This is a genomic window from Leptothoe sp. PORK10 BA2 (assembly GCF_034932105.1).
In the GTDB taxonomy this organism is placed as follows: domain Bacteria; phylum Cyanobacteriota; class Cyanobacteriia; order Phormidesmidales; family Phormidesmidaceae; genus Leptothoe.
This window is the reverse complement of the sequence record NZ_JAYGIG010000121.1, coordinates 1-22,541: the sequence shown is the minus strand read 5'-3', so window position 1 is coordinate 22,541 and position 22,541 is coordinate 1. Positions and strand designations below refer to the sequence as shown.

Genomic DNA, 22,541 nt, shown 5'->3' with positions numbered 1-22,541 from the left:
TTTGGGTAAGTGGGGTCGCTCTTAGGCGGACTGTTGGGCTCACTAAATCATGATGGTGCCGCTCCAGAGCGGCGCGGTAATCATTATGCCATTGAGCCTACATCGAATGACACTCACCTGCGATCGCAGCCAAGAAGACCAGATCAGCCCCTATAACCTGCGGGTAAAGGACATGCCCACGGAGCAACGCCCGCGGGAACGACTGATGGCTCGGGGAGCCAAGAGCTTGACTCCGGCAGAACTGATTGCCATTTTGCTAGGCACTGGCGTGAGCCGAGGCAATAAGCTATCGGCGGTTAACCTGGGTCAATATATTTTGAACGAGCTGGCCAAGGACGGGCAGTCTTCCCTAGAGGCCCTTAGAACGGTCAGTCCCCAAGAACTGATGCAGATTCCCGGCATTAAGCTGGCCAAGGCCGCCACCATCATCGCCGCCTTGGAACTGGGCAAACGGGTTTTACAAAATCGCCCCACCGATCGAACAGTGGTGGATGATCCCGCCGTCGCTGCAGCGGCCCTGGGCCAGGATTTAATGTGGCAGTCCCAGGAAAGATTTGCGATCGCACTACTTGACGTAAAGCATCGACTCCTGGGCACCAAAGTCATTTCCCTCGGCACAGCCACCGAAACCTTGGCCCACCCAAGGGAGATTTTTCGGGAAGTGATTAAACAGGGCGCTACCCGCGTGATTGTGGCCCACAACCATCCCTCAGGCGAACTCCAACCCAGTCAGGCGGACTTAGACTTAACTCGCCAGCTACTCAAAGGGGCCAACATCCTAGGCATTCCCCTCTTAGATCATCTGATTTTAGGAAACGGAGATTTCCTCAGTCTGCGCCAAACAACGGCCCTCTGGGATGATCAGGCAGAGTGACCCGGGAAATAGGGGGATAGATAACCTTTTCCATCCCCCGTCCTGTGCTTTTGAATTGGCATGACGGCCATCTTCGTTAAAGTCAAAATTAGAGATTCCCCAAACCCTGGATAGTCCATGCCAGGAACAAGTCTAGTAGATATGCTCGTCCTGCATATGTACGATGCAATGCAATCATTCTTGGGTGTAAAAAGGGATGTAACCACCCGTGTTTTGGCCGATGATAGCGTTATAAACCCTGTTCGCGTCCAGAACGGTAATTTTACTTAGGAGACAGGAACGGGTTTTACTTGAACATGGTTTATCTGCGTATTTGACCCACATATTTGATCCACCTATCTATTTTGGGTGCTGCTGGCCGTGGGCATAACTAAATTCCGTAAAGCACCCACACAGTTCAAAGGTGACAGGCAGATATTCTGCCCCAGAACCAGGTACCATTTTGATTGCCAGGGTGATGCTTGATTACAACTAGGGGTTTAATCCATCCGCCAATGTATAGCCCGAAGCAAACGCTAGTTCTAACCTTTGTTAGCTATTTACAGGAAACCTATCAAGCCGTATTTGGTCAGGGTCAGCCTCACCATGTCGATTTTTTGGGTGCCGTCGCGCCCAGGGTGCTCGATACCATTGCCCAAAGCGATGCCCTCTACCATGACCTAGAGCACACGATTTTAGTCACCTCCGTTGGGCAGGAAATTTTGCAGGCCAAACAGGTGTGTGACGGGTTTGGGAGTGTAACGCCGGAAGATTGGTTACATTTGGTGGTGGCTTTGCTGTGCCATGACATTGGCTATTGCAAAGGTGCCTGTCAGGAGGATGACTGTGAACAGGGACTTCATACGACGGGGTTGGGAAATAATTTCGTGGTTCTCCCCTTGGGCTCCACCGATGCATCCTTAAGTAACTACCATGTGGATCGGGGTAAGCAGTATGTCAAAGAACAGTTTCAGGATGAACACCTGATTGATATGACGACGGTGCAGCAAATTGTGGATCTGACCCGGTTTCCGGTCCGTCAGGGTAGCTTGCCAGATCCCCAGGGGTTGGCTAGCCTAGGCAGATCGGCGGATCTGATTGGGCAGTTTAGCGATCGCAACTATCTGCAAAAGCTACCGGCCCTATTTTATGAGTTTGAGCAAAATGGCACCAATAAAACCTTGGGCTATCGCCATCTGATCGATGTGCAGTCAGGGCTATCAGATTTTTATCGCAACTGTGTACATGGGTATGTGGAAGAAGCGATCGCCTATCTAAACCACACCCCCTCAGGTCAGAAAATCGTGACAGAACTCCAGGCCAATGTATCCGGCGACTGACCTAGGTTTAGGGATGGGGAGTTGCGCCAGAACGGACTCTCACCTTGGGATGATGGTCAATCCCAAGACCGTCGCCTCCTGGGGCACGGCTATGCAGATTCGAGTTAGCCATGACCATCTAAACCATTGATTAAGTTTTACTGGCCGTATCTGGTAACATTCATACCCATATTTACGGAAAGACCCTACACTAGTGGCTGTTCTTCACCGAGAGACTAATGGCTCCCACCAATATTCCCGCCAATGTAAGTAAACCCAAAGTTCAGCTTGAGGAAAAGGTAACTGCCCCAGCTGAGACAGCACCTGCACCCGCCCCCCCCGCTGCCCCAGCCACTGAAACACCGGTTGACACCGATAACCTGGATACCATCTTCAACGCCCTCAAAACCTTAATGACATCGGTGGACAAGTTGCAAAAGTCACGCCAGGAAGTGGGGGATATTAAACCCTTAATTGTGCGAATGCTGGATGGAGAATTATTATCGGGGGATGAGCTAGAGCAGCTCAAAATCGGGGTCAGTGGCCTGTCTAAATTGGTGCGAATCTATAGCGACTACCAAGCAGCCCTAGAAAACGCCCAACCCGCTAGAGATATTTTGGACACGGTGCTGAAATAGTCCAAATTTAGGCACCTAAGCCTAAATACTGAGCAATAAGTATATTTCGCATCCCTAATCAGGAAGATGCGGTGTTTTCTGGTGGTTTAGGGGTGGTTTAGGGCAAAGCATTGATAGCTTTGCGCCCATAGCTGTTGTTATTTTATTTTGTTATCACCTGGGAAACCTCGGTAGGTGAAGTGTTCTTTTTTATCATTGCAGACCATGGCAGTGCAACTAGATTTTATCCCCTGGCCTGGGTTTCAAGGATAACGTCGCCAATGAAACAACTGTATTTTCTAATATAGCTTTGCACCCATAGTTCACACCAGAGGTAATCGCTGAAAACATTAGATAACAAAAGCTATGGGCGTCGCAATCTGGTGAAGGGTTGCATCAGATTGCGATAAAAAAGATTATTCTGCTGGGTTTGAACTAGCAATATAGCGATTGCAATCGTTTAAGAATTCTCCACTCCAGGGATGGTCGATTGTTTTCTTGGGTAGTTTTTTAACCGAGAAGATAATTCATAACCTCCGTCATGCCTCCCCTGACTGCGATTGTACCTATGACGCAATAGTTTCCGTAGTTGATACCCTGGCTGACTATAGTGAGTTCCTGCTGGGGAATGATCCTTCTAAGCTCGACTTTATCCAAACATATGGATTAAGAGGAAAGCAGCAAGCACAATAGGTTTATCAGAACCAACTTGCTGCGAATGGAAATACTGAGTGTGCTGGGCATATTCGCCCCTTTATTCTCTCATCGAGTCTGGGTCTCAGCTCAGGTGCTGTTGCTTGGGGCTATTTTAGCACCGGGCAAACGAACGATAACGGCAATTTTGAGAGTGATGGGCTTGAGTGAGGCAGTCAACTTTCAAACCTATCATCGGGTGCTCAATCGAGCGGTATGGTCAAGCCTTGCGGCCAGTCGTATCGTGTTAATCCATATCCTGGCAGTGTTTGCCCCCACCGGCTGGTTAGTGATGGGACTCGATGATACGATAGAGCGCCGACGGGGGCAGAAGATCGCGGCTAAAGGGATCTATCGAGACCCCGTCCGTTCGAGTGATAGCCACTTGGTCAAAGCCAGTGGACTGCGCTGGTTGAGTTTACAGCTATTAGTCCCGATTCCTTGGGCACAGCGAACTTGGGGACTCCCCTTTTTGACCGTCTTAGCCCCTTCAGAACGCTACCATCAAGCACAAGGACGACGGCATAAACGATTAACCGATTGGGCTAGACAGATGCTCACTCAGGTTCGTCGATGGCTACCGACCCGAGCGATTGTGGTGGTTGCCGATAGTAGTTTTGCGACCTTGGAACTCTTGGCAGCCTTGGTTAAGCTGCCCACCCCAGTACATATGGTCACCCGACTGCGTTTAGATGCCCAACTGTATCAGCCCGCACCCCCTCGGGCTCCGGGGACCCTAGGACGTCCTCGCAAAGTGGGGCCGCGATTACCAGGCCTCAAAGCACTCATCGATAATCCCTATACCCCTTGGCAAACCGTGGTCATGGAAGACTGGTATGGCCACGGTGACTACACCTTGGAAATCGCTTCGTCTACCGCTGTTTGGTATCACTCAGGCAGGCCTCCCGTGCCCATTCGATGGGTCTTGATTAAAGATCCTAAGCGGCGGTTTGAAACCCAAGCATTGCTTTGCACTGACGTGAGCACTGAGCCCATTCAAATCTCGACGTGGTTTCGCCTGCGCTGGCAGGTGGAAGTGACCTTTGCCGAAGTTCGGGCTCATCTGGGCGTTGAAACCCAACGACAGTGGACTGATAAAGCCATTCTACGAACCACTCCCGCGCTGCTTGCCCTATTCTCTATCGTCACCGCTCTGGCTGACCAATTGCAAAAACAACAACCGTTTACGCTGCCAAAAACAATCTGGTACCACAAGACTCTCCCGACATTCGCAGATGCACTAGCCCTAGTCAGACAACGACTTTGGCAATTGAAGACTTTTCAGATGTCGATGCATGAACCTGAGATGGTTAAAGTCCCAGTAGACCTTTTCAACACTTGGTCTGACTTACTTTGCTACGCAGCTTAATGGATAAAGTCGAGCTAAGCACATCATTCAGGAATTTACGGTGAAATAAACATATTCCTAGGAGGTTTAACTGTCACGCAACGCCTTCTACTACCATTGAGCAAGTGGCATCGGCCAAGGTAATCATCTAAATATTAGAGTCGTCTACCTAGATCCGCAGCGCATGGAGGCGCGTAAACCCTATGTCCATTAATTGGCCCACCCTGGGACGTCAACCTCAGACCTATGGATTACTCTTGGGCACAGCCCTGGGCTTTGGTCTGTTAGTTTCTTTGGCTGGGAACCGACCGGTGACCTGGGTGGGGGGCGGAGCGGTGGCCACGGTGATGGTGGGTAGCTGGATCAAGGGCTATGGGATACCCCCGGTGGGGGAAAACGATGATACGGATCTCCTGGATGCGGCTAGCTTTCAACGGCGGATTGATGCAATCCAGGCCCAAGTGTCCCGCGATGGCGATAAAACTTGGCAGCAGGTTAAGACTTGGGCATTGCAGTCCCAAGCCTTTGCCATGGGCATTTGCGATCGCGAATCCACCCTCCGTGCCGAACTGCTAGAAGCGCTCTACACCGTGGTGGAACTAGCCCAGCAGGTAGCGGATGGCCTTCAGGTGCAGGCTCAGATTCAAACCCCCGCCTACCGGCAAATGGCCAAACAGCGGCTGCAGCAAAGTTGCGATCGCATGGAGCAAACCTACCGGCAGCTGCAGCAGCTCCAGGACCAGGTGGCCCTGGCCAGCCTCTCCCAGGGGGACACCCCCTTGCCCCAGCGCTTAGAAATCCTGATCGCCGCCAATAAAGAAATTTTAGAAACCTAACGTCTATCTGGGGCCAATCGAGCATTCATCTACTGCCTAACACCAGACACCCGCTGTAATCGTTTCTTTAAGCACTATCAATGTTCAAAAAACTGCTTCCCAACCGCACCTATCGTCATCTCCTCAGCGTTGCCCTGGGGCTGGTTTTTACCCTGGGCCTGGGTTTTATGGTGGGTTGTCAATCCTCCGTCACCTCCCTAGAAACCGCCCAACAATCCCTCACAAAAAATGTATTGCCAAGAATCAACGTCGTCAGCAATTTAGTCTCCGACGAAGTCGCCAGCCGCTACACCGTCGACCAAATTGTTGACCCCCTGCCAAATATCGAGGAATTTCCCCTTTACGGAGCCTCACCCAAGGCCAACCAAGTTTACTTAGAAATCTACAGTTCCTCGGAAAAGGCCAATATTGACCGGCAAAATGAACGCTGGCTGGTGGAAGTGGCCGAAGCCTTTAACCAACAACAGGAAAAAAGCAGCTCCGGTAAAGTGATCCAGGTGGGCATCCGTAAAGTCGACTCCGGCACCGCCGCCCGTCTGATTGGGGCAGGGGCTGTTCAACCGACAGGCTACAGTCCCTCCAACGATCTATGGGTGTCCATGATCAAAAGCCAGGATATTAACGTCATCCCCGTCGCTGAGCGTTTAGTGGCGAATACCGCTGGCTGGGTAGTGCCCGGTGATGTTTATCAACAGCTCCAGGGCGGTGGTGAGGTGACGTTTGACAGTTTATTGAATGCGATCGCAGCGGGCCAGGTCAGCGTGGCCTACCCCAACCCCTACAAAAGCTCCACCGCATTAAACCTGCTCTACACCCTCTACTGGCGCGCCGCCGGACACCAAAAAGACGGCAAAGCCCTCACCATCCCTGAGCTACAAACCCCCCAAGTCAAGTCCGTCTTTGACCAGTTTCAATCCCAGGTGCTGATCACCACCCCCACTACCTTAGAGCTGCAAGAACTCTTTCTCCGAGACCAAACTAAACTCCAGGCATTCCCCTTAGAATACCAAAACTACCTGGCCCTCAAGCAAGTCTCCGGATTTGAAAACACTGAGTTTATTCCCTTTGGCATCCCCCACAACAACCCCCTAGTGGGCTTTGACTGGAATACCCCCGAGACCGCCGCTGCCCTGCAAAAATTCGCCACCTTTGCCCAGTCTCCTGCCATGGTCAAGCTGGCCAACAACCAGGGCTTTATCGAAACCGATTATCTCAAAGCCTCCCATCCCCCCATCCCCAATGGAGAAACTCTACTGGCTGCCCAGTCCAGCTGGAAAAACAACAAAGATAGCGGTCGCACCGTGTATCTGGAAATGGTGATCGACACCAGCGGCTCCATGGAAGGGGAGCCACTCCAAGCAGTTCAAGCCGGTTTGCGCATTGCCAGTCAGCAAATCAACCAGGGCAACCAGGTGGGCCTAGTCACCTTTTCCGACCAGCCAGTGCGACGACTAGATCTCACACCCTTTGATGAATTACAACAGAAAAAGCTATTGGCGGCCATTGACCAACTCTTAGCCGATGGGGGCACCGCCATGTATGACGGCGTCATGGTAGCCCTAGCTGAACTGATGGAAAAACGAGCCAGCGACCCCAACGGTCGGTTTTATCTACTATTACTCAGCGATGGGGCGGTTAACGCGGGTCACCTGTTCCAAGATGTTAAAGACATCATGGCCTACAGTGAGGTGCGCTTCTATCCCATTGCCTATGGTGACATCAACGAGTCAGAGTTACAAGCCATTGCCAGTCTGAGAGAATCAACAGTGAAGCAAGGCAACCCGGAAAATGTGCAAACCCTGTTTAAGGACTTATTCCAAGTAAATCTGTAATGGCCCCCCTCAATCCCACAAAACGTCTCTTAAGTACCCTCGGCCTCGGCTGGTTAGCATTTGCTGGCCTGGGCCTGGGGCTACGCTATACCGTTCAGGTACCAGAAGTGACCGTCATTATTGATCAGAGCTATTGTCCCCCAGCCCAGTGGCAGTCCTCTGTGGTTCAACCCTACGGTGACCTGTATCAAAAGAGTCAGGCCAACCAGCGCAAGATTTCCCAGGTGGTGGTGGTGACGGATATTGACCAAACGGCCCTGGCCACGATTCCCACCCCCGAGGATTTGGGTAATCCCTTTGGTCAAGCCCCCAGCCCTGAAACATTGACTGAGTTACAGCAACAGTTTCCAGAGACTGTTGTGCTCAAATGTGGACCGTAGGGTTAGTATAATTTAGCCAAGTAAATTTCCCTCCCGTCTCGGCAAGGTGACTGGAGAGAAACAGAGCTGTTGGACTTTTAACAAAAAGGTGTGTCAGACGACAATACGCTCTGTACTCTGCAGAGACAAAAACGGCTGCCCACAAGTTTTTGTTAAAAGTCCAACTCGACGAAATAGCGGATTAAGACTTAACTCTACAACCGAATTAGCACCGGTATTGGCACAGAGCAAATCCAACAAATCCATCACACTGTCTGAACGTTGGCTAAAACTAGCGTAAATCTGCGCCTGCAATTGAACGAGTTGATTGATAAGATCTGGAGTAGTCATGGCAATAAGCTGAGCGTGTTTGTACTCTTTATCGCCTATTACCTTTTCCTAGCACATCCCTTTCGCCAGTTTTGTACAAAGTCCAAGCTTTTAGCAGTGCTTTAAATGTAATTCCAAATTAGATCTGATTTAGGAGAAGGTTTTCCCTCTAAATGTATAAGCATATTGCCTTGGTTTAACCAAGAGGGTTAAACCTTTTCTCCCAATAACATGAACTGATTGACCAACTTCTAATAAACACCCATTGTGGCTTTGAGCATTCCACCATGAGCCGCCAATTTTGACCCTGTATTCTCCTTTTGCAGCAAGAGGCTTTTCTACAACACATTTTTCAGCTAAATATCTATTTTCCATCCGATTAAAATCTATTAAATGGAATGGTGCTTCAAAAACGTGGGCTTGCTCGACATGTCCGTTATTAAGGAAAGCAGTAACTCGGAGTAGTCCTAACATGTGTTTCTCCCTCTAGTGCAATTTGGGAATAAAAATGCGGATGAGTTATCAGGCTCTTGTTGAAACAGGTTTAACTCACCTAGAACTAGAATGACAAATTCAATACTGACCTGGTTCATGGGATATAGAGAGACATAGCCGGATATCTGATGACATATTATATGTTCTAAAAAAAGTACATAAATAATCTAAGGACAAGCTGATGACATTGCTTGACATATCGTGACGTTTTCCTTTTAGGGCTCTAATAGGTTTCCTTTTTTTTTCGAATGATATATAAGGAAAAGATGTCCCTAATAATGAACATGCCTTCTATTCCTCGCGATTATCTTGAAAAATTAGCCGATCAGAAAGGGCTCAATGCATTTGCTAAGGCTGCATTTGTAGAACGTTTAGTAGATCGAGATCGGACTGATATGAAGGTCGCTATGGAATTAAACATAGCGAGAAGCTTGTACAGTAACCGAATGACTACGGTTTACAAGGTGTTCGGCTTAGGGGAAGGGCGAGGCCCAGGCAAGGCCAAGGAGCTTTTTTATAAAGTCCTTGATATGTATGAGATGGCGCACCCAAATAGCGCTATAGCCAATACACGAGTTAAAGATGCTGTCGATGCATTAGCCGAAGATACTCAAAATCAAATTTCTGGCTGGATTAAAAAGAAGTGTGGCTACATGCAGATTCTCGACATGACCCAACCTATAGAAGTTCAGGAAATTTTCACACAAGTTAAAATTACAGACAAAATTCTGTCTAAGATTCAAATGGAAATGCCTGACGTTATTGAAAGTATTAAAGACAGAAAAGGCCAAAAAAACAAGCAGTTATCTCTATTACCTGACACGAAAATTGACGGCGTTAATGTCTTAAATATCTCCAACAAATTATTGATTTTGGGCAAGCCAGGTGCAGGAAAAACGACGTTTCTTAAACATATTGCTGTTCTTGCAAATAGTTCAAAACTCTTACCAGGACATGTTCCAGTTTTTGTTTCATTAAAAGATTTTCAAAATAACCACAAGAACCTTACTCTCAGAGAGTATATTGAGGAAGAACTTATTAAATATGAAGTTACTAAAGATGATCTAGATAGATTATTGCTTCATTCAAGAATCATATTTCTCCTAGATGGATTAGATGAAATTCGTCAAAAAGAAGTGGATAAGGTTACTCAAAAAATAAAAGAACTTTTAGATTCTGATATTCAGAACAATAGATTCTTGATTACTTGTCGTGTGGCGGCCAATAAATATACGTTTGAGGGTTTTACAGAAGCAGAAATCTGTGATTTTTCAGATGAACAGATTAGACAATTTTCAAAGAACTGGTTTCAAGCTCACAAAAAAATAGATGAAGAAGCAGCTCTAGTGAACCAAAAAATAGAGAAGTTTTTTAACCGTATCAACGAGGAGGAAGGGATAAGGGAATTAGCTTCGAACCCTTTACTTCTAACACTGCTATGCATTACTTTCCTCAACTCCGGAGATCTTCCTCATAGCCGTTATGAATTATATGAGCAGGGAGTACTTGTTTTGCTACAAAAGTGGGACGAATCTAGAAATGTAGAAAGGCCTGAAGTCTATAAGGGACTTTCTAAAAAGAGAAAAGAAGATTTGCTAAGTAAAATAGCGCTTGAAACATTTGAGCGTGATGAAGGCTTATTTAAAAAAAGATTAGTGGAAAGTATAATAAAGGACTATATTCAAAATCTTCCAAAATTTATAAGTCATCCAGAAGAAATTGATATAGATGCTGCTGCTGTTCTAAATGCAATCATAGTTCAACATGGAATCATAATGGAGGTCACAAGAGGAATATACGCGTTCTCACATCGAACTTTTCATGAGTATTTCGTAGCCAATTCAATTACTAATAGTTCAAATTTAGAGGAGAGAGACTTACATTTGAAAATGGTTATAAATAATATTCACGATCATAGATGGAGAGAAGTATTTCTTATGTCTGTTTCCATTCCAAGGGAAGCAGATAAACTGCTCTTGGCTGCTAAAGCCAAGATTGATTTCATAGTAAAAGACCATCAAGAAATAGAGTTATTTATGTCTTGGCTGAGAGACAAGGTTTTTTCTAACCAAGAATTTATAAGCAGTTCAGAGCTAAAATCTTCAGCCCAGATTGTTTATTTTGAGCTAGTCGTAATGAATCAGCTTAGTAAGCTCTACAAACAACATTCTGATCTAGAGCTTGACTGCATGTTAATGAAGATTCTTGATCATAGTATTTGGCTTCAGAAAAACGTTAATTTTATTCCCTCACTATCACAAAAGATTAAAATAGATGAACGTACATCTGAAATAGAGAATAGCCACAATATCTTAATAAGGAATATGGGAATTTGTATTCAAAAGATTCAACTGGTAGGCCTTAAGCAGGGTATATCCATGTTGAGAAATCAGCTCATTGATAGCAAAATTCCGGTAATTGAGTGGTGGGACAAAAATGGATATGAGTGGATTAAAAAATTAAGAGAGATATCAATTATGCATAGGAATATTGGAAAGGAATGGTCTTTGAATGGAGACACAAAAACTATACTGAAAGATTATTACAACGCCAGCACACTCATTCATGATTGCCTGAAAAGTGATTGTTACCTAACACGTGAAGTGAGAGAAAAACTTGAGAAAAATTACTTGCTTCCGATGGACGAAAGCATTACTTAGGGACCAGCTCTTGCTAATCTCATTTGGAGCAATAAGGAAGTCCTCTGATAAATCAAGTATTGGACTTTGTACAAAGGAATACCCTGATCAACCTGAGTTCGACAACGAGTAAAGTGCAGAAAGAAAGGCTGAGGGTGACGCTCAAAGTATTGAATTCTAAGCACCTCAGCCATGTCTTTGAGTTTAGCGAGCCTCGACCTGACCCGAATCTTCTGCGACGTGGACGACTTCTACCGCGAGTTTGAGCGGCTCTGTGAACGAGCTATCCCCCGGTTGCCGTGGGGTGGCCAGCTGAAAGGCTATCAGTCTCGGTTGAGTATCAGCGAGGTAATAACCATCGTCATTGCTTTCAATGGTTCGGGCTACCGGACATTCAAGGAGTTCTACCAGCAAAGGGCAATTAGTTACCATTGAAATCCATGGGGTTGCAGTGGCTGAGCACATTCGCTCCGGCCAGGTGACTGGAGCTACGCACAGCCGATAAATTGCTTTTTAATGAACGGAGATGTCATGGCCGACAGCAACCCACCATAATCAAGATCGAACGTCACCTCGCTACCCACCTGCAAATCATAATTCTCGCTGTCGAGAACAACATGATCGCTACTAGCCCCGAGTATTTCCAGGTTTTTATGGGGCCTTAAACCAGATAATAGAATATCTTGCCTGCCCAAGGCGATAATCACCCGGAGATGGATGCCGCGATCGATAAAGGTGGGACTATTGCCAAAGGCAGTCTGACAGCTCTCACCATAGGGCAAAGATGGCTTTGATTTGGATTCAATGACTTCGGCAATCAAATTGAAAGCGCTGGTGTGCAAGCCTGGAATGGCTTTTCGGTTAATGGTTTCACACCCTAAAAGAATCGATTCCCCCAAGCGTAGATTGTTAACTCTTCCCACCTGTGGGGCCGATTCATACCATTCATAGTTAGCGGAGTTACCGCCCGAGACTATTTCTAACTTAATTTTAAATTCTTTTTCAATGGCGTCAGCCAAGCTGGATAACTCATGCATCTTTTGGTTATCTGGCTTGATGCCACCGTAACAGGCCAAGTTACAGCCGATGCCAAGGAGTTTGATATGGCGTAGGCCAAGAATTATGCGAATAAATTGAGGCAGGTCAGGAGGCAATATGCCTTCGCGCAGATCGCCCAACTCCACCATGAGAATAATCTGATGGACCGTATCGTGTATCTTGGCATAATGGGCAAGCTCTCTCACCGTCTCAAGTTCCGTATTGAGACTAATGTCGACATTGTTAATCACAGCTTCTGCCTGGCTCAATGCCGTGCGTAGCAGCACAAACTGGGTCGCAACGCCTGCATTTTTCATTTTTTGAATATTTTCCAGGCGAGAATCGGCAATAAATTTTACGCCGCCTTGAATCATGGCCTTGGCGATTGATGGATCTCCTAGGGTCGCCTTGGATACGCCCATTAAGGAAATGCCTTGGCGTCCATAGAGTTCAGATAGGATTTCAGCGTTGTGCCGGATTTGAGCGAGGGAAATTTCTATTCTTGGCATGAACGCGTTCATCGATATCTATCCAGATATTGGCCGTTGCTGAGCTTGGGATACATCGATTTGAATAAATCCTCTCAATCAGCAACGGCACGACATGGTGTCCTACCCCATGGCCAATACGGGCAACGGTTCTAAAGGCACAGGTGGATTAATTTTTTGATTCAGACTGGGAAAGCGAGCGCTTAAGGCTTGAATCAGCTTTTCACACCCGTAGTGCAATACATCCGTTGTGGGTAAGTGAAAACGGTCTTCGTAATCCTGGATGATGATCGGAATTTCTTCGTCTGGTAGATTTTCGTGGCTTAGTGCGATCGCAATTACCCGAGACGAAGAAACCGTCTCAATCAGCTGAATTTCACTTTCAACCGTGGGCATCGCCAACCCAGGAAAATCACATCGAAATCGTCGCACAGGCGGATGTTGCAGAATCACACCATCGGGTAAACTACCCTTCAAAATACCAATGGAACTCATGAAAGCAGGATGACTTACCGCACTTTGTCCTTCAACTAAAATAATATCGGGACTTTCCTGTTCAAAAGCCTGAACAACAGAATTTTCTATTTCACCGATGGCAAATTGGGCCACCAGTGCGTCCATGGATACGCCATACTTGGCCCCCTGCATCAAGCTGGTTTGCCCTGTGGCAACCATGACGGATTTCAAGCCTAGATTGTTTAAGGCTTTGTTAAGCTCCACTGCGGTAGTCATTTTCCCGCAAGCACAATCGGTACCCAGTACAGCAATTACAGGCACATCTACCGTAGCTATGCGCCCCGTAAAAACATGGGAATCTTGCAATTTAGGCGGTTTTCTAACATCCTCAATTTGGACACCACAGGTCACCGCCATATGGGAAAACTCTGGATCTTCAGAAAAGAATTGATGCAGACCACTAATGATATCCATCCCCTTCTCCATTGCTTCTAAGATGAGAGATCTTTCCGCTATGGAGATGTAGGTATCTAAGGGTGCTTTCCCATATACATAACAATTTGGCAACACTGGGAGATGACTCAAAGCATCATCTAAATTGGCAAAAATGGGAATATCATTCTTTTTATCCCCCAATGCCTCCCCTGCATCCTTGCCAGCTAATGAGCTATCCAACACTCCAACAATTCTATAGATTTCAGAATGCCTCACGAGCCCTGCGGCAGTTTTCCCATCCGCTAAGCCAAATTCACTCTCGCAGTAAACTAAAGCCGTTTTTTTTGTGGTTACCATTCCATTAATTTCCCTCAGGACCGTAGACCGGACCCTCAAGAAGCTCCTTTGAAACCGAAAAGTTTCCCTAAAGTTTAAAAACCCTGCCTGATATGAAAAAAATACTGATCAGATGTTGTTCACTTTGAGACCCGTATTTTTTCTACTCACTAGCTTTGCAAGCATCCATATAACTAAGCGCCCTTGCAAATCTTTTGAAAGGCCTAAGTGATGTAGATTTGTAACGGAAATCTCAAGACCTAATCGAGTTTCGGTTTGTACTTAGCCCACATTAACAGTAACACACATTACTTTTTTTGGATTAATTCCCCTGTCCCATCAATGGACCCCTGATCTTCTATCTCAATAAACGATTAGGCTAACCCACTAACAGAGTAGGTAGTCGGGGAGTACTTTCTTCTTCCCTAAACAAGATAAAACAACTCCCATAACTCACCTTTTTAGCAGCCATAAGAGATTTCCCTCAAGTTCTAACCAGTCCTCAGAGAGTCTTCACATCGCACCCCTAACTGTTGCTGAGTGGTTACATCATAGAATACAAAGAAGATTCAAGAAGATTTTCCATATAACAAAAGACATAACCACCCTGAGCTTCGATCTACGGAACTGAGTACGACGGGGGCAATCATCTGCAACGTCAGCCCATAAACAATGATTGCCAGAAGTAATTACCAGACCCAATAAGTAGGCTGGTCTAATCATTTATTGGTCTAATCATTTACAAGATGGAAGATCAAGAGTTTGACCTCATCGAATATGCCCCAAACCCCTTTTCTTGAACCTTGGGCTACATGGTGGAGGCTTTGAGTCTAAGTTAACCCCAGTATTGGGAAAAGGGAGCTTCGGAGTCTGAAGCCTAATTTGGATAATCTACTCAGCACAAAAGTACCGCATGCAAATCCTGCAATAGTTTTAGTAGTTTTTATCCAGGGTTAGATCTAAACCTCGACCTTTTTAATATAGACTTAAATCTATCAGTCAAATTTTCGCATAGACCTAGATCTATAGCAGCAAGTATGCTTTTAGCCAATTTGCTGCCCCACCGTAGCAAGAGCACTAGTCGGATGCCTCCAAGTCCGTCCTGTTACTGATGAAGATCAGCAACGCCCAATCTGTTTTCAAAATAGTGTAGCCGTGCAACTTACCAACCAAATCCACTTTCGCAATCTACGCGGTGACATCTTCGGTGGGATTACCGCTGCAGTGATCGCCCTACCCATGGCCCTAGCCTTCGGTGTCGCCTCCGGTGCCGGAGCAGTGGCCGGTCTATGGGGAGCGGTGTTAGTCGGTTTTTTTGCCGCCCTCTTTGGCGGTACCCCCTCCCTCATTTCAGAACCCACTGGCCCCATGACCGTGGTGATGACGGCAATCATTGCCAACCTCACGGCAGCTGACCCCGACAATGGCCTGGCCATGGCCTTTACCGTCGTGATGATGGCCGGAGTGTTTCAAATCATTTTTGGCACCCTAAGGCTAGGAAAATATGTCACTATGATGCCCTACACCGTGGTTTCAGGCTTTATGTCTGGCATCGGCATCATTCTCATCATCCTACAAATAGGGCCCTTTTTAGGACAGGCTAGTCCCTCTGGAGGGGTGATTGGCACCCTGCAATCTATCCCTGAGCTGTTGGGCAACATCCAGCCAGCAGAAACAGCGCTGGCGGGCATCACCATCGCAATTATTTGGTTCATGCCCGCCCGGTTTAAGCGCGTGATTCCGCCCCAGTTAATTGCGCTGATCGTCGGCACCCTATTGTCTCTCATCCTATTTCCCAACATAGACATCCGCCGCATCGGCGAAATTCCCATGGGGTTTCCGTCGATTCAGGTACCCACCATCGAACCAGCCCAGTTCCAGCTCATGGTCATCAATGCCGCTGTCTTAGGCATGTTGGGCTGCATCGATGCCCTCCTCACCTCCATGGTGGCCGACAGCCTCACCCGCACAGAGCATGATTCTAATAAAGAACTGATCGGCCAAGGTATTGGCAACATCATGTCTGGTCTATTTGGTGGCATCGCAGGTGCTGGTGCCACCATGGGAACCGTGGTCAACATCCAATCTGGAGGAAGAACTGCCCTATCTGGCCTAACCCGCGCGGTCCTGTTACTAATCGTCATTTTGGGTGCCGCTAACCTCGCTGCCACCATTCCCCTGGCGGTACTAGCCGGTATCGCCCTCAAGGTCGGGATTGATATCATCGATTGGAGTTTCTTGAAGCGCGCCCATCAGGTTTCCCTTAAGGGCGCAATGATCATGTATTTGGTGATTATCCTCACCGTCTTAGTAGACCTGATCGTCGCCGTGGGTGTAGGTGTCTTCATTGCCAATATCCTCACCATTGAGCGAATGAGTCTCCTCCAGTCGAAATCAGTCAGGACCATCAGCGACGACGATGACACCATTTTGCTGAATGCCAATGAAAAACACTGGTTAAACAGTGCGAAGGATCGGATTTTGCTGTTTCGCTTAAGTGGTCCCATGATCTTCGGCGTGGCCAAGGCCATTACCCGACAACATAATGCCATCAAAGACTGCGATGCCATTGTCTTTGACTTGGCCGATGTGCCCCACATGGGAGTCACCGCCTCCCTCACCATTGAAAATGCCATCAAGGACGCCCTAGAAAAAGGTCGTCATGTGTTTATTGTCGGTGCAGCCGGTCAGACTCGAAAGCGGCTTGAAAGTCTCAAGGTATTGAGTTTATTGCCGCCAAATCACCTGTTTGAGAACCGTGAAGAAGCCCTGAAATATGCTGCGGCGGCGGTCAACGTTGGGTGAAACTTTCAGGGAGACTTGAAGAGAACTTAGTAGCCCTTGGCTCCTGGGCCACCATGGTGATCTTTATTCGCTATCGGGGACTGTTTGAGGCAGGGGTCTATTCGAGTTGGAGGGTGTTGCGATCGCGCCCCGGCACATTAGCCAAACAGTCCTCCACCGCCCGCGCCGCCGCTAAAATATCCCGCTCTGCTCCACCCAAGTAAAGTCGACCAAAGCTACCAATGGACGAAATCTGCAGAATATTGATCAGGGCCGCCTTCTCGGCCTCGTTCGCCGCTAAAGAGGCATAGGCTGCAGGCTCCACCTCCATCACGTAGAGGGTTTGCCCCGCCAAGATCATATTCCCCCGCCGGGTACGGTTAATCAGCTGCACATGGTGGGGGTCTAGGTTGCGGATCACCTGGCTAGATACCAGGCGCGGTTTTAAGCGATCGCGCATTTTCACCCCCAGGACATCCAAAATCGCAGATCCTGCTGCCTTCACCTCACCTTGGCTACTGGAGTGAATTTCGAGCAGGCCATACAATCGCTCTACGATCTGAACCCCAGGAGTAACCACCGCCGACTTTAAAGCCACATCCGTAATGCGATTAATTTCAATACCAGGGGAAATTTCAACCCACAGGGACGCATCACCAGGCAATGGTAAGAAACCAACAGAAACGCTGCCCATGTAAGCAGCGTGCTGTGGTTGCAAATTGTCAATATATACGTAGCTACGAAGTTCTACACCCAAGACCGCGTCACAATTTATAACCCACCGATTTTATCAGTTAACCGTCAGCCAAAGTGGGATTAAGTCGTAGCCGTTTAGGCTGATATGAGCTGTGGTTCCAATGGAGTAGGGATCGTGCTCAGTCCGGAGTCATCCAACATTGAAAGCATTAGAGTACGGCAGCGTGTGGGGCAGGATGGCATGCTGCACCTCGAAATTCCGGTCGGATTAACGGATCGGCAAGTAGAAATGATGGTGATTTATCAGCCAGTGCAGGTGTGAATGACTGGGACGAGTTCCTTAGCAAATCCGTTACCGTACGAGATTGATTGTTGGCTACACCTATTGAGGAGATGGCGGTTTGTTCAGCGGTGAAATCAGAGCTGTTGTATGGAGCGATGCGTAGTAGTAATCCGTCTCGAACATTGGAGCAGCAGCGAGAGTTTTTGAAGCAGTTTGTTTCGTCACCGTTTGGAACTGATTAATCGGCTTCAGGTTTGTTGCTGAACATTAGCTCACTTTTGAATGACTACCTCTCCCCCGGGCGAATCATCTCGAAGACAGGCGGTTTCTATGTTTCGAGCGTACTGCGTCCCCGTGCTTGGGGCGCGAAGATCGGGTGGAACAGACCTTGTACGTCCTTTACATCCAAGAAAGTTTACATCCAAGAAAGTTGATCAATATTGTCCTCAGGCTCTGGCTTTGCAACTAGCATAGGTCGTTCAGGCATTTCGTATCCTAAATGTCGCCATGCGGCTGGAGTGGCAATGCGGCCCCTGGGGGTACGCTGCAAATAGCCAATTTGCAATAGATAGGGCTCATACACTTCCTCAATGGTCTGGGAGTCTTCCCCCGTGGCCGCCGCCATTGTGTCCAGACCCACTGGGCCACCATTAAAGTTTTCAATCATCACCGACAGCAGTCGCCGGTCAGTCCAATCCAAACCACAGGGGTCCACGTTAAACAGTTCTAGCGCCTCCCCCGCAATCTGCTCAGTAATGGGGCCAGAGGCCTTGACCTGCACATAGTCCCGCACCCGCCGCAGCAGACGGTTGGCAATGCGCGGCGTGCCCCGAGACCGACGGGCAATTTCCAGCGCTCCAGGTTCTTCCACGTCGGTTTTAAGCACCGCCGCCGTGCGCAAAATAATCTTAGTCAGCTCATCCAATTCATAGAACCGCAGCCGCTGCACCAAGCCAAACCGGTCCCGCAGGGGGGATGTGAGGGCACCGACTTTAGTGGTGGCCCCCACCAGGGTAAAGGGCTGCAGAGGAATACTGCGGGTTCTGGCACTCTGCCCCTTACCAATAGTGATATCCAGGCGAGAATCCTCCATAGCCGGATACAGGATTTCCTCGGTCACTCGCGACAACCGATGAATTTCATCAATAAAGAGAATGTCCCCTGCTTTGACATTCACCAGTAGCCCCGCAATATCCCTGGGCCGCTCTAGGGCTGGAGCGGTGGTGATCTTGCAATCCACCTTCATCTCATGGGCCAAAATTAGGGCCATGGTGGTTTTTCCCAAACCAGGCGGCCCGTAAAGCAGCAAATGATCCAGCGGCTCCTTACGGGATTGAGCCGCTTTGATGGCAATGTTTAAGACCTCTTTGAGGGCCTTTTGACCGATGTAATCATCTAAGCTTTGGGGACGGATACCCTCATCATTCCGGCTCACTTCATCGGGGCGAGCCTCCGTTTCTAAAAGCTGGTTTTTCTGGCCCGCTGGCTTTTGCGTCGGCGGTTTTGGCAGTGTTTTTTTCGGTTGCTGCGGTTGATCGCCAGCCTGATCAGGCTCCGGCTGCTTGGATGAAATAATTGCCATGGCAACTCAACCAACGATGTAGATAAATGGACATTACTGAGCAGCAATTGGCGTAAATTCAAAACCCTGTAACCAGAAAAGGTCGTCCTAAATCCACCAATCGCAAGCACAACAAATGTACTATAACGTTTAGTAAATCACTACGCGTCCATCGTTAACAATGTGTACCGCACTGTCATTGACAGCACCACTGGGCAATAGCTCAATCTGTAATCGGTTGGCATTGGGCCGATGCAGCCGCACTTCGATGGGGCGCCGGGCCGCCTCCCAAAACACCAGGGATAAATCCCCTATGCCCACCTGAACATCCAGGGTAATCACCTGATCCGGCCACATGCCATAGGGGTTAAAATCCAATACCCGTTCCAGGCTCACCCGTCCCCCCGTACGGTTCACCACCTCTAAGATCACCGCCTGTCCAGGGGTAAATTGAATTTCATCTGACCCACATTGATAGACACATTCTGCTGCTTGGACAGCTGTGGATGCCGTAGCTACCAACAGGGCAGAGCTGAGAAAAAGTAATTTTTTAAGCATAATAATTCCTCCGTACCTAGAGGACGACTCATCCTGTCAGTGCGTTCCATGGCCATGGAGTCCAACCGCTATCGGAGTCATCGTTATCGGTTTCAGAGTTCCCTGGCCACCGCAAGTCTAACCCACACATTGTCAAAGTCTTGGCAGTGAGCCAGATATCGACACCAGATGTCGGGCCCAACGATGTTGTGTCCCGACATTGTGGGCGTATCAGTTCGGTTAAGGCTCACCCTAGGTTACGACCTACCATCCACCGAACTGTAGGTCTCATTTCCGGGTATCGACACCAAAGACATCTGCCGCAATGGTGTAAAACTCGTTACAGTAAAAGAATGTAACGTTTCTAAGGTAGGTATGCGCGTACTCCTGATGACGGGTAAGGGCGGCGTTGGCAAGACGTCGGTGGCAGCGGCGACGGGATTACGCTGTGCTGAGCTGGGCTATAAAACCCTAGTATTGAGCACCGATCCGGCTCACTCCCTGGCTGATAGCTTTGATATGGAGCTGGAGCACAATCCCCGTGAAGTCAAGCCCAATCTCTGGGGGGCGGAACTAGATGCCCTGCGCGAGTTAGAGGGTAACTGGGGTGCGGTGAAGCGCTATATCACCCAGGTGCTGCAAGCCCGTGGGCTAGATGGTGTAGAAGCAGAAGAGCTGGCCATTTTGCCAGGGATGGATGAAATTTTTAGTCTGGTGCGGATGAAACGCCACTATGACGAGAATGAGTATGATGTGCTAATCATCGACTCTGCCCCCACGGGGACAGCCCTGCGGTTACTCAGCCTGCCGGAGGTAGCTGGATGGTACATGCGCAAGCTCTACAAGCCATTTCAAGCTGTGTCAGCCGCCCTCCGTCCCTTGGTGGAACCCATTTTCCGACCCGTGGCAGGATTCTCATTGCCGACGAATGAGGTGATGGATGCTCCCTATGAGTTTTATGAACAGCTCGTGGAGTTGGAAAAAGTCCTCACAGATACGACGACCACGTCTGTCCGGCTGGTGACGAATCCTGAAAAAATGGTCCTGAAGGAGTCCCTCCGGGCCCATGCCTATCTCAGTCTCTATAACGTCGGTACGGATATGGTGGTGGCCAACCGGATTATTCCTGATGCGGTGACGGATCCCTTCTTTAAGCGCTGGAAAGAGAACCAGGAAGTTTATCGGAAAGAGATTCACGATGACTTTAGTCCGTTACCGGTAAAAGAAGTCCCCCTATTCTCAGAGGAGATGTGTGGCCTGGCTGCCCTGGAGCGTCTAAAGGAGACTATTTATGGGGACGAAGATCCCACCCAGGTTTACTACAAGGAAACAACCCTGCGGGTGGTGCAAGAAGAAAACAATTACAGCCTAGAGGTTTATCTGCCCGGTATTCCCAAAAGCCAGGTGGAGCTGAGTAAAAATGCCGATGAGTTAAATATTCGCATTGGCAACCATCGGCGTAATTTGGTGCTTCCCCAGTCTTTAGCAGCCCTCCAGCCTGCCGGGGCCAAGATGGAAGATGACTATTTGAAGATTCGCTTTAAGCCCATGAGCTAGTTGTCGCCATCCCCTGGGCCGTACACCATAAAATCTCAGTCAGTATCCCAGGCGATATCTCGTCAGCGGAGTGGACCCCGGTTCACTCCGTTTTGCTGTTGGGGTATGGCTGGGCGTAGTAAAGGTGGGTGGTATAGCGAAAGATTAGCTGGCCTTGGTGACTGTAACGCTCGAAGAGAGATCGCAACTCCTCCATCATCACCCCATAGTTCGTCCCACAGTTCGCCCCATCTTCTTTGGGCGCATAGGAACAGGACAGCAACCGTCCCCGTAGGCCTGAAAAATCAAACACCTGCTGGTGATCAAAGGCAGCAATAGTCATGGCAGCAGGAGCAAAAAATACCGCCAGTTCTTCGGCGGTGGGTCGTCGCTGCTTAACCCTAGAATAATCAGGGAGATGGGCCAACAAAAAATGCTCGTAAGCCTGATGAAAGGGGTCACTCATCAGCCGACTATTCCAAATCAGAGCCACCCAACCACCCGGTTTCAGAATGCGCGAAAACTCTAGCCTGGCCGCCCCTTGGTCAAACCAATGAAATGCCTGACCCGCCGCAATCCAATCGATGGAAGTGGCTTCTAACGTGGTTGCTTCCGCTTGGCCAGCCACACTCACAAAGTTGCCATAGGCTCGCAATCCATCTTCAGCGGCGGCCCGCATGGGAGGATTGGGTTCAATCCCATATACTCGGTTTCCCTGCTTGAGAAACAGCTGGGTGAGTAATCCTGTACCAGCCCCCACATCCGCCACCACATGTTCTGGCTTCAAGCCAACGCATTCCACCAGATAATCCATTAGCGAAGCAGGATAATCGGGCCGATATTTAACATAGTCAGCTACCCGATTTGAAAACCTTTCGGTTGGGTTGAGGGTATCCATGGAGCTAAGGCTATCCATCACCAATTACCAAACAGTGTTAGCCAACTAGTGCAGTGTCAAAGCTTAATTTTAGGGTAAACGGAGGCTAGCTTACAGCGAGCATCATCGACCTTCATCTGCCAGTCAACCCCCCGTTGCCTGTGGTTGATATCGTTTGACCAAGCGGTCGTTT

Annotated in this window: 20 protein-coding genes; 11 read left to right on the top strand and 9 right to left on the bottom strand. The window is 48.4% G+C overall.

Annotated features, from left to right (window positions below; all coding sequences use genetic code 11):
- Positions 1-106: 106 nt before the first annotated feature.
- The 7 genes from radC to VB741_RS18535 all read left to right on the top strand — a co-directional run bounded on the left by radC (position 107) and on the right by VB741_RS18535 (position 7,878).
- Positions 107-874 carry a RadC family protein gene (gene radC / locus VB741_RS18565; protein ID WP_323366688.1) on the top strand — a complete coding sequence of 256 codons (768 nt, stop codon included), beginning with the start codon at positions 107-109 and terminating at the stop codon, positions 872-874.
- A 494-nt stretch (positions 875-1,368) separates the two neighbouring features.
- The gene (locus VB741_RS18560; RefSeq protein ID WP_323366687.1) at positions 1,369-2,193 is read left to right on the top strand and encodes a metal-dependent phosphohydrolase; all 825 of its coding nucleotides are present in this window, start codon (positions 1,369-1,371) and stop codon (positions 2,191-2,193) included.
- Positions 2,194-2,411: 218 nt separating this feature from the next.
- Complete coding sequence (locus tag VB741_RS18555) at positions 2,412-2,810, top strand: hypothetical protein (protein ID WP_323366686.1); 399 nt, start codon at positions 2,412-2,414, stop codon at positions 2,808-2,810.
- Between the two features lie 697 nt (positions 2,811-3,507).
- Entirely contained in the window at positions 3,508-4,851 is a 1,344-nt protein-coding gene (locus VB741_RS18550) for an IS701 family transposase (protein WP_323366685.1), read from the top strand.
- 182 nt (positions 4,852-5,033) lie between these two features.
- Positions 5,034-5,666 (top strand): hypothetical protein, encoded by a 633-nt coding sequence (locus VB741_RS18545; RefSeq protein ID WP_323366684.1) that lies wholly within the window; start codon positions 5,034-5,036, stop codon positions 5,664-5,666.
- Positions 5,667-5,746: 80 nt separating this feature from the next.
- Entirely contained in the window at positions 5,747-7,498 is a 1,752-nt protein-coding gene (locus VB741_RS18540; protein WP_323366683.1) for a VWA domain-containing protein, read from the top strand.
- Entirely contained in the window at positions 7,498-7,878 is a 381-nt protein-coding gene (locus VB741_RS18535; RefSeq protein WP_323366682.1) for a hypothetical protein, read from the top strand. The genes VB741_RS18540 and VB741_RS18535 overlap by 1 nt, the downstream gene beginning before the upstream one ends.
- 93 nt (positions 7,879-7,971) lie before the next feature.
- Here the strand turns inward: VB741_RS18535 and VB741_RS18530 are convergent, their stop codons facing one another.
- Positions 7,972-8,208, bottom strand: a complete 237-nt coding sequence (locus VB741_RS18530) for a hypothetical protein (RefSeq protein WP_323366681.1) — start codon at positions 8,206-8,208, stop codon at positions 7,972-7,974.
- 129 nt (positions 8,209-8,337) lie between these two features.
- On the bottom strand, positions 8,338-8,661 hold the full coding sequence (locus VB741_RS18525) for an NfeD family protein (RefSeq protein ID WP_323366680.1): 324 nt from the start codon (positions 8,659-8,661) through the stop codon (positions 8,338-8,340).
- A gap of 299 nt (positions 8,662-8,960) precedes the next feature.
- On the opposite strand from VB741_RS18525, the gene VB741_RS18520 reads away from it, so the two are divergent.
- A complete protein-coding gene (locus VB741_RS18520; RefSeq protein WP_323366679.1) occupies positions 8,961-11,342 on the top strand; it encodes an NACHT domain-containing protein in 2,382 nt (793 codons plus the stop codon).
- Between the two features lie 183 nt (positions 11,343-11,525).
- Here VB741_RS18520 and VB741_RS18515 read toward each other — a convergent pair whose 3' ends face one another.
- The 3 genes from VB741_RS18515 to VB741_RS18505 all read right to left on the bottom strand — a co-directional run bounded on the left by VB741_RS18515 (position 11,526) and on the right by VB741_RS18505 (position 14,095).
- Positions 11,526-11,753, bottom strand: coding sequence for a hypothetical protein (locus VB741_RS18515; RefSeq protein ID WP_323366678.1), 228 nt, complete (start codon positions 11,751-11,753; stop codon positions 11,526-11,528).
- Between the two features lie 56 nt (positions 11,754-11,809).
- Positions 11,810-12,880, bottom strand: a complete 1,071-nt coding sequence (locus VB741_RS18510; RefSeq protein ID WP_323366677.1) for an alanine/ornithine racemase family PLP-dependent enzyme — start codon at positions 12,878-12,880, stop codon at positions 11,810-11,812.
- A 90-nt stretch (positions 12,881-12,970) separates the two neighbouring features.
- The gene (locus VB741_RS18505) at positions 12,971-14,095 is read right to left on the bottom strand and encodes a DUF1611 domain-containing protein (protein WP_323366676.1); all 1,125 of its coding nucleotides are present in this window, start codon (positions 14,093-14,095) and stop codon (positions 12,971-12,973) included.
- Between the two features lie 1,134 nt (positions 14,096-15,229).
- On the opposite strand from VB741_RS18505, the gene bicA reads away from it, so the two are divergent.
- Positions 15,230-16,879, top strand: a complete 1,650-nt coding sequence (gene bicA, locus VB741_RS18500; protein WP_323366675.1) for a bicarbonate transporter BicA — start codon at positions 15,230-15,232, stop codon at positions 16,877-16,879.
- A gap of 97 nt (positions 16,880-16,976) precedes the next feature.
- Here bicA and VB741_RS18495 read toward each other — a convergent pair whose 3' ends face one another.
- Positions 16,977-17,615: a hypothetical protein gene (locus VB741_RS18495; RefSeq protein ID WP_323366674.1), complete on the bottom strand. Its 639-nt coding sequence runs from the start codon at positions 17,613-17,615 to the stop codon at positions 16,977-16,979.
- 114 nt (positions 17,616-17,729) lie between these two features.
- Here VB741_RS18495 and VB741_RS18490 point away from each other — a divergent pair, with 114 nt between their 5' ends.
- The gene (locus VB741_RS18490; RefSeq protein ID WP_323366673.1) at positions 17,730-17,876 is read left to right on the top strand and encodes a hypothetical protein; all 147 of its coding nucleotides are present in this window, start codon (positions 17,730-17,732) and stop codon (positions 17,874-17,876) included.
- Between the two features lie 376 nt (positions 17,877-18,252).
- Here the strand turns inward: VB741_RS18490 and ruvB are convergent, their stop codons facing one another.
- Together ruvB and VB741_RS18480 are read right to left on the bottom strand one after the other, a co-directional pair.
- A complete protein-coding gene (ruvB, locus tag VB741_RS18485; RefSeq protein WP_323366672.1) occupies positions 18,253-19,419 on the bottom strand; it encodes a Holliday junction branch migration DNA helicase RuvB in 1,167 nt (388 codons plus the stop codon).
- Positions 19,420-19,548: 129 nt separating this feature from the next.
- Positions 19,549-19,956, bottom strand: a complete 408-nt coding sequence (locus tag VB741_RS18480; RefSeq protein ID WP_323366671.1) for a hypothetical protein — start codon at positions 19,954-19,956, stop codon at positions 19,549-19,551.
- A 354-nt stretch (positions 19,957-20,310) separates the two neighbouring features.
- On the opposite strand from VB741_RS18480, the gene VB741_RS18475 reads away from it, so the two are divergent.
- Positions 20,311-21,492 (top strand): TRC40/GET3/ArsA family transport-energizing ATPase, encoded by a 1,182-nt coding sequence (locus VB741_RS18475; RefSeq protein WP_323366670.1) that lies wholly within the window; start codon positions 20,311-20,313, stop codon positions 21,490-21,492.
- 82 nt (positions 21,493-21,574) lie between these two features.
- On the opposite strand, the gene VB741_RS18470 is transcribed toward VB741_RS18475, so the two are convergent.
- Positions 21,575-22,387 (bottom strand): class I SAM-dependent methyltransferase, encoded by an 813-nt coding sequence (locus VB741_RS18470; RefSeq protein WP_323366669.1) that lies wholly within the window; start codon positions 22,385-22,387, stop codon positions 21,575-21,577.
- Positions 22,388-22,541 lie beyond the last annotated feature (154 nt).

Bases quoted from the DNA above. Each gene is read 5' to 3' on its own strand.
- radC (WP_323366688.1), top strand. From the start codon at position 107: ATGACACTCACCTGCGATCGCAGCCAAGAAGACCAGATCAGCCCCTAT.
- VB741_RS18560 (WP_323366687.1), top strand. From the start codon at position 1,369: ATGTATAGCCCGAAGCAAACGCTAGTTCTAACCTTTGTTAGCTATTTA.
- VB741_RS18555 (WP_323366686.1), top strand. From the start codon at position 2,412: ATGGCTCCCACCAATATTCCCGCCAATGTAAGTAAACCCAAAGTTCAG.
- VB741_RS18550 (WP_323366685.1), top strand. From the start codon at position 3,508: ATGGAAATACTGAGTGTGCTGGGCATATTCGCCCCTTTATTCTCTCAT.
- VB741_RS18545 (WP_323366684.1), top strand. From the start codon at position 5,034: ATGTCCATTAATTGGCCCACCCTGGGACGTCAACCTCAGACCTATGGA.
- VB741_RS18540 (WP_323366683.1), top strand. From the start codon at position 5,747: ATGTTCAAAAAACTGCTTCCCAACCGCACCTATCGTCATCTCCTCAGC.
- VB741_RS18535 (WP_323366682.1), top strand. From the start codon at position 7,498: ATGGCCCCCCTCAATCCCACAAAACGTCTCTTAAGTACCCTCGGCCTC.
- VB741_RS18530 (WP_323366681.1), bottom strand. From the start codon at position 8,208: ATGACTACTCCAGATCTTATCAATCAACTCGTTCAATTGCAGGCGCAG.
- VB741_RS18525 (WP_323366680.1), bottom strand. From the start codon at position 8,661: ATGTTAGGACTACTCCGAGTTACTGCTTTCCTTAATAACGGACATGTC.
- VB741_RS18520 (WP_323366679.1), top strand. From the start codon at position 8,961: ATGAACATGCCTTCTATTCCTCGCGATTATCTTGAAAAATTAGCCGAT.
- VB741_RS18515 (WP_323366678.1), bottom strand. From the start codon at position 11,753: ATGGTAACTAATTGCCCTTTGCTGGTAGAACTCCTTGAATGTCCGGTA.
- VB741_RS18510 (WP_323366677.1), bottom strand. From the start codon at position 12,880: ATGAACGCGTTCATGCCAAGAATAGAAATTTCCCTCGCTCAAATCCGG.
- VB741_RS18505 (WP_323366676.1), bottom strand. From the start codon at position 14,095: ATGGTAACCACAAAAAAAACGGCTTTAGTTTACTGCGAGAGTGAATTT.
- ruvB (WP_323366672.1), bottom strand. From the start codon at position 19,419: ATGGCAATTATTTCATCCAAGCAGCCGGAGCCTGATCAGGCTGGCGAT.
- VB741_RS18480 (WP_323366671.1), bottom strand. From the start codon at position 19,956: ATGCTTAAAAAATTACTTTTTCTCAGCTCTGCCCTGTTGGTAGCTACG.
- VB741_RS18475 (WP_323366670.1), top strand. From the start codon at position 20,311: ATGCGCGTACTCCTGATGACGGGTAAGGGCGGCGTTGGCAAGACGTCG.
- VB741_RS18470 (WP_323366669.1), bottom strand. From the start codon at position 22,387: ATGGATAGCCTTAGCTCCATGGATACCCTCAACCCAACCGAAAGGTTT.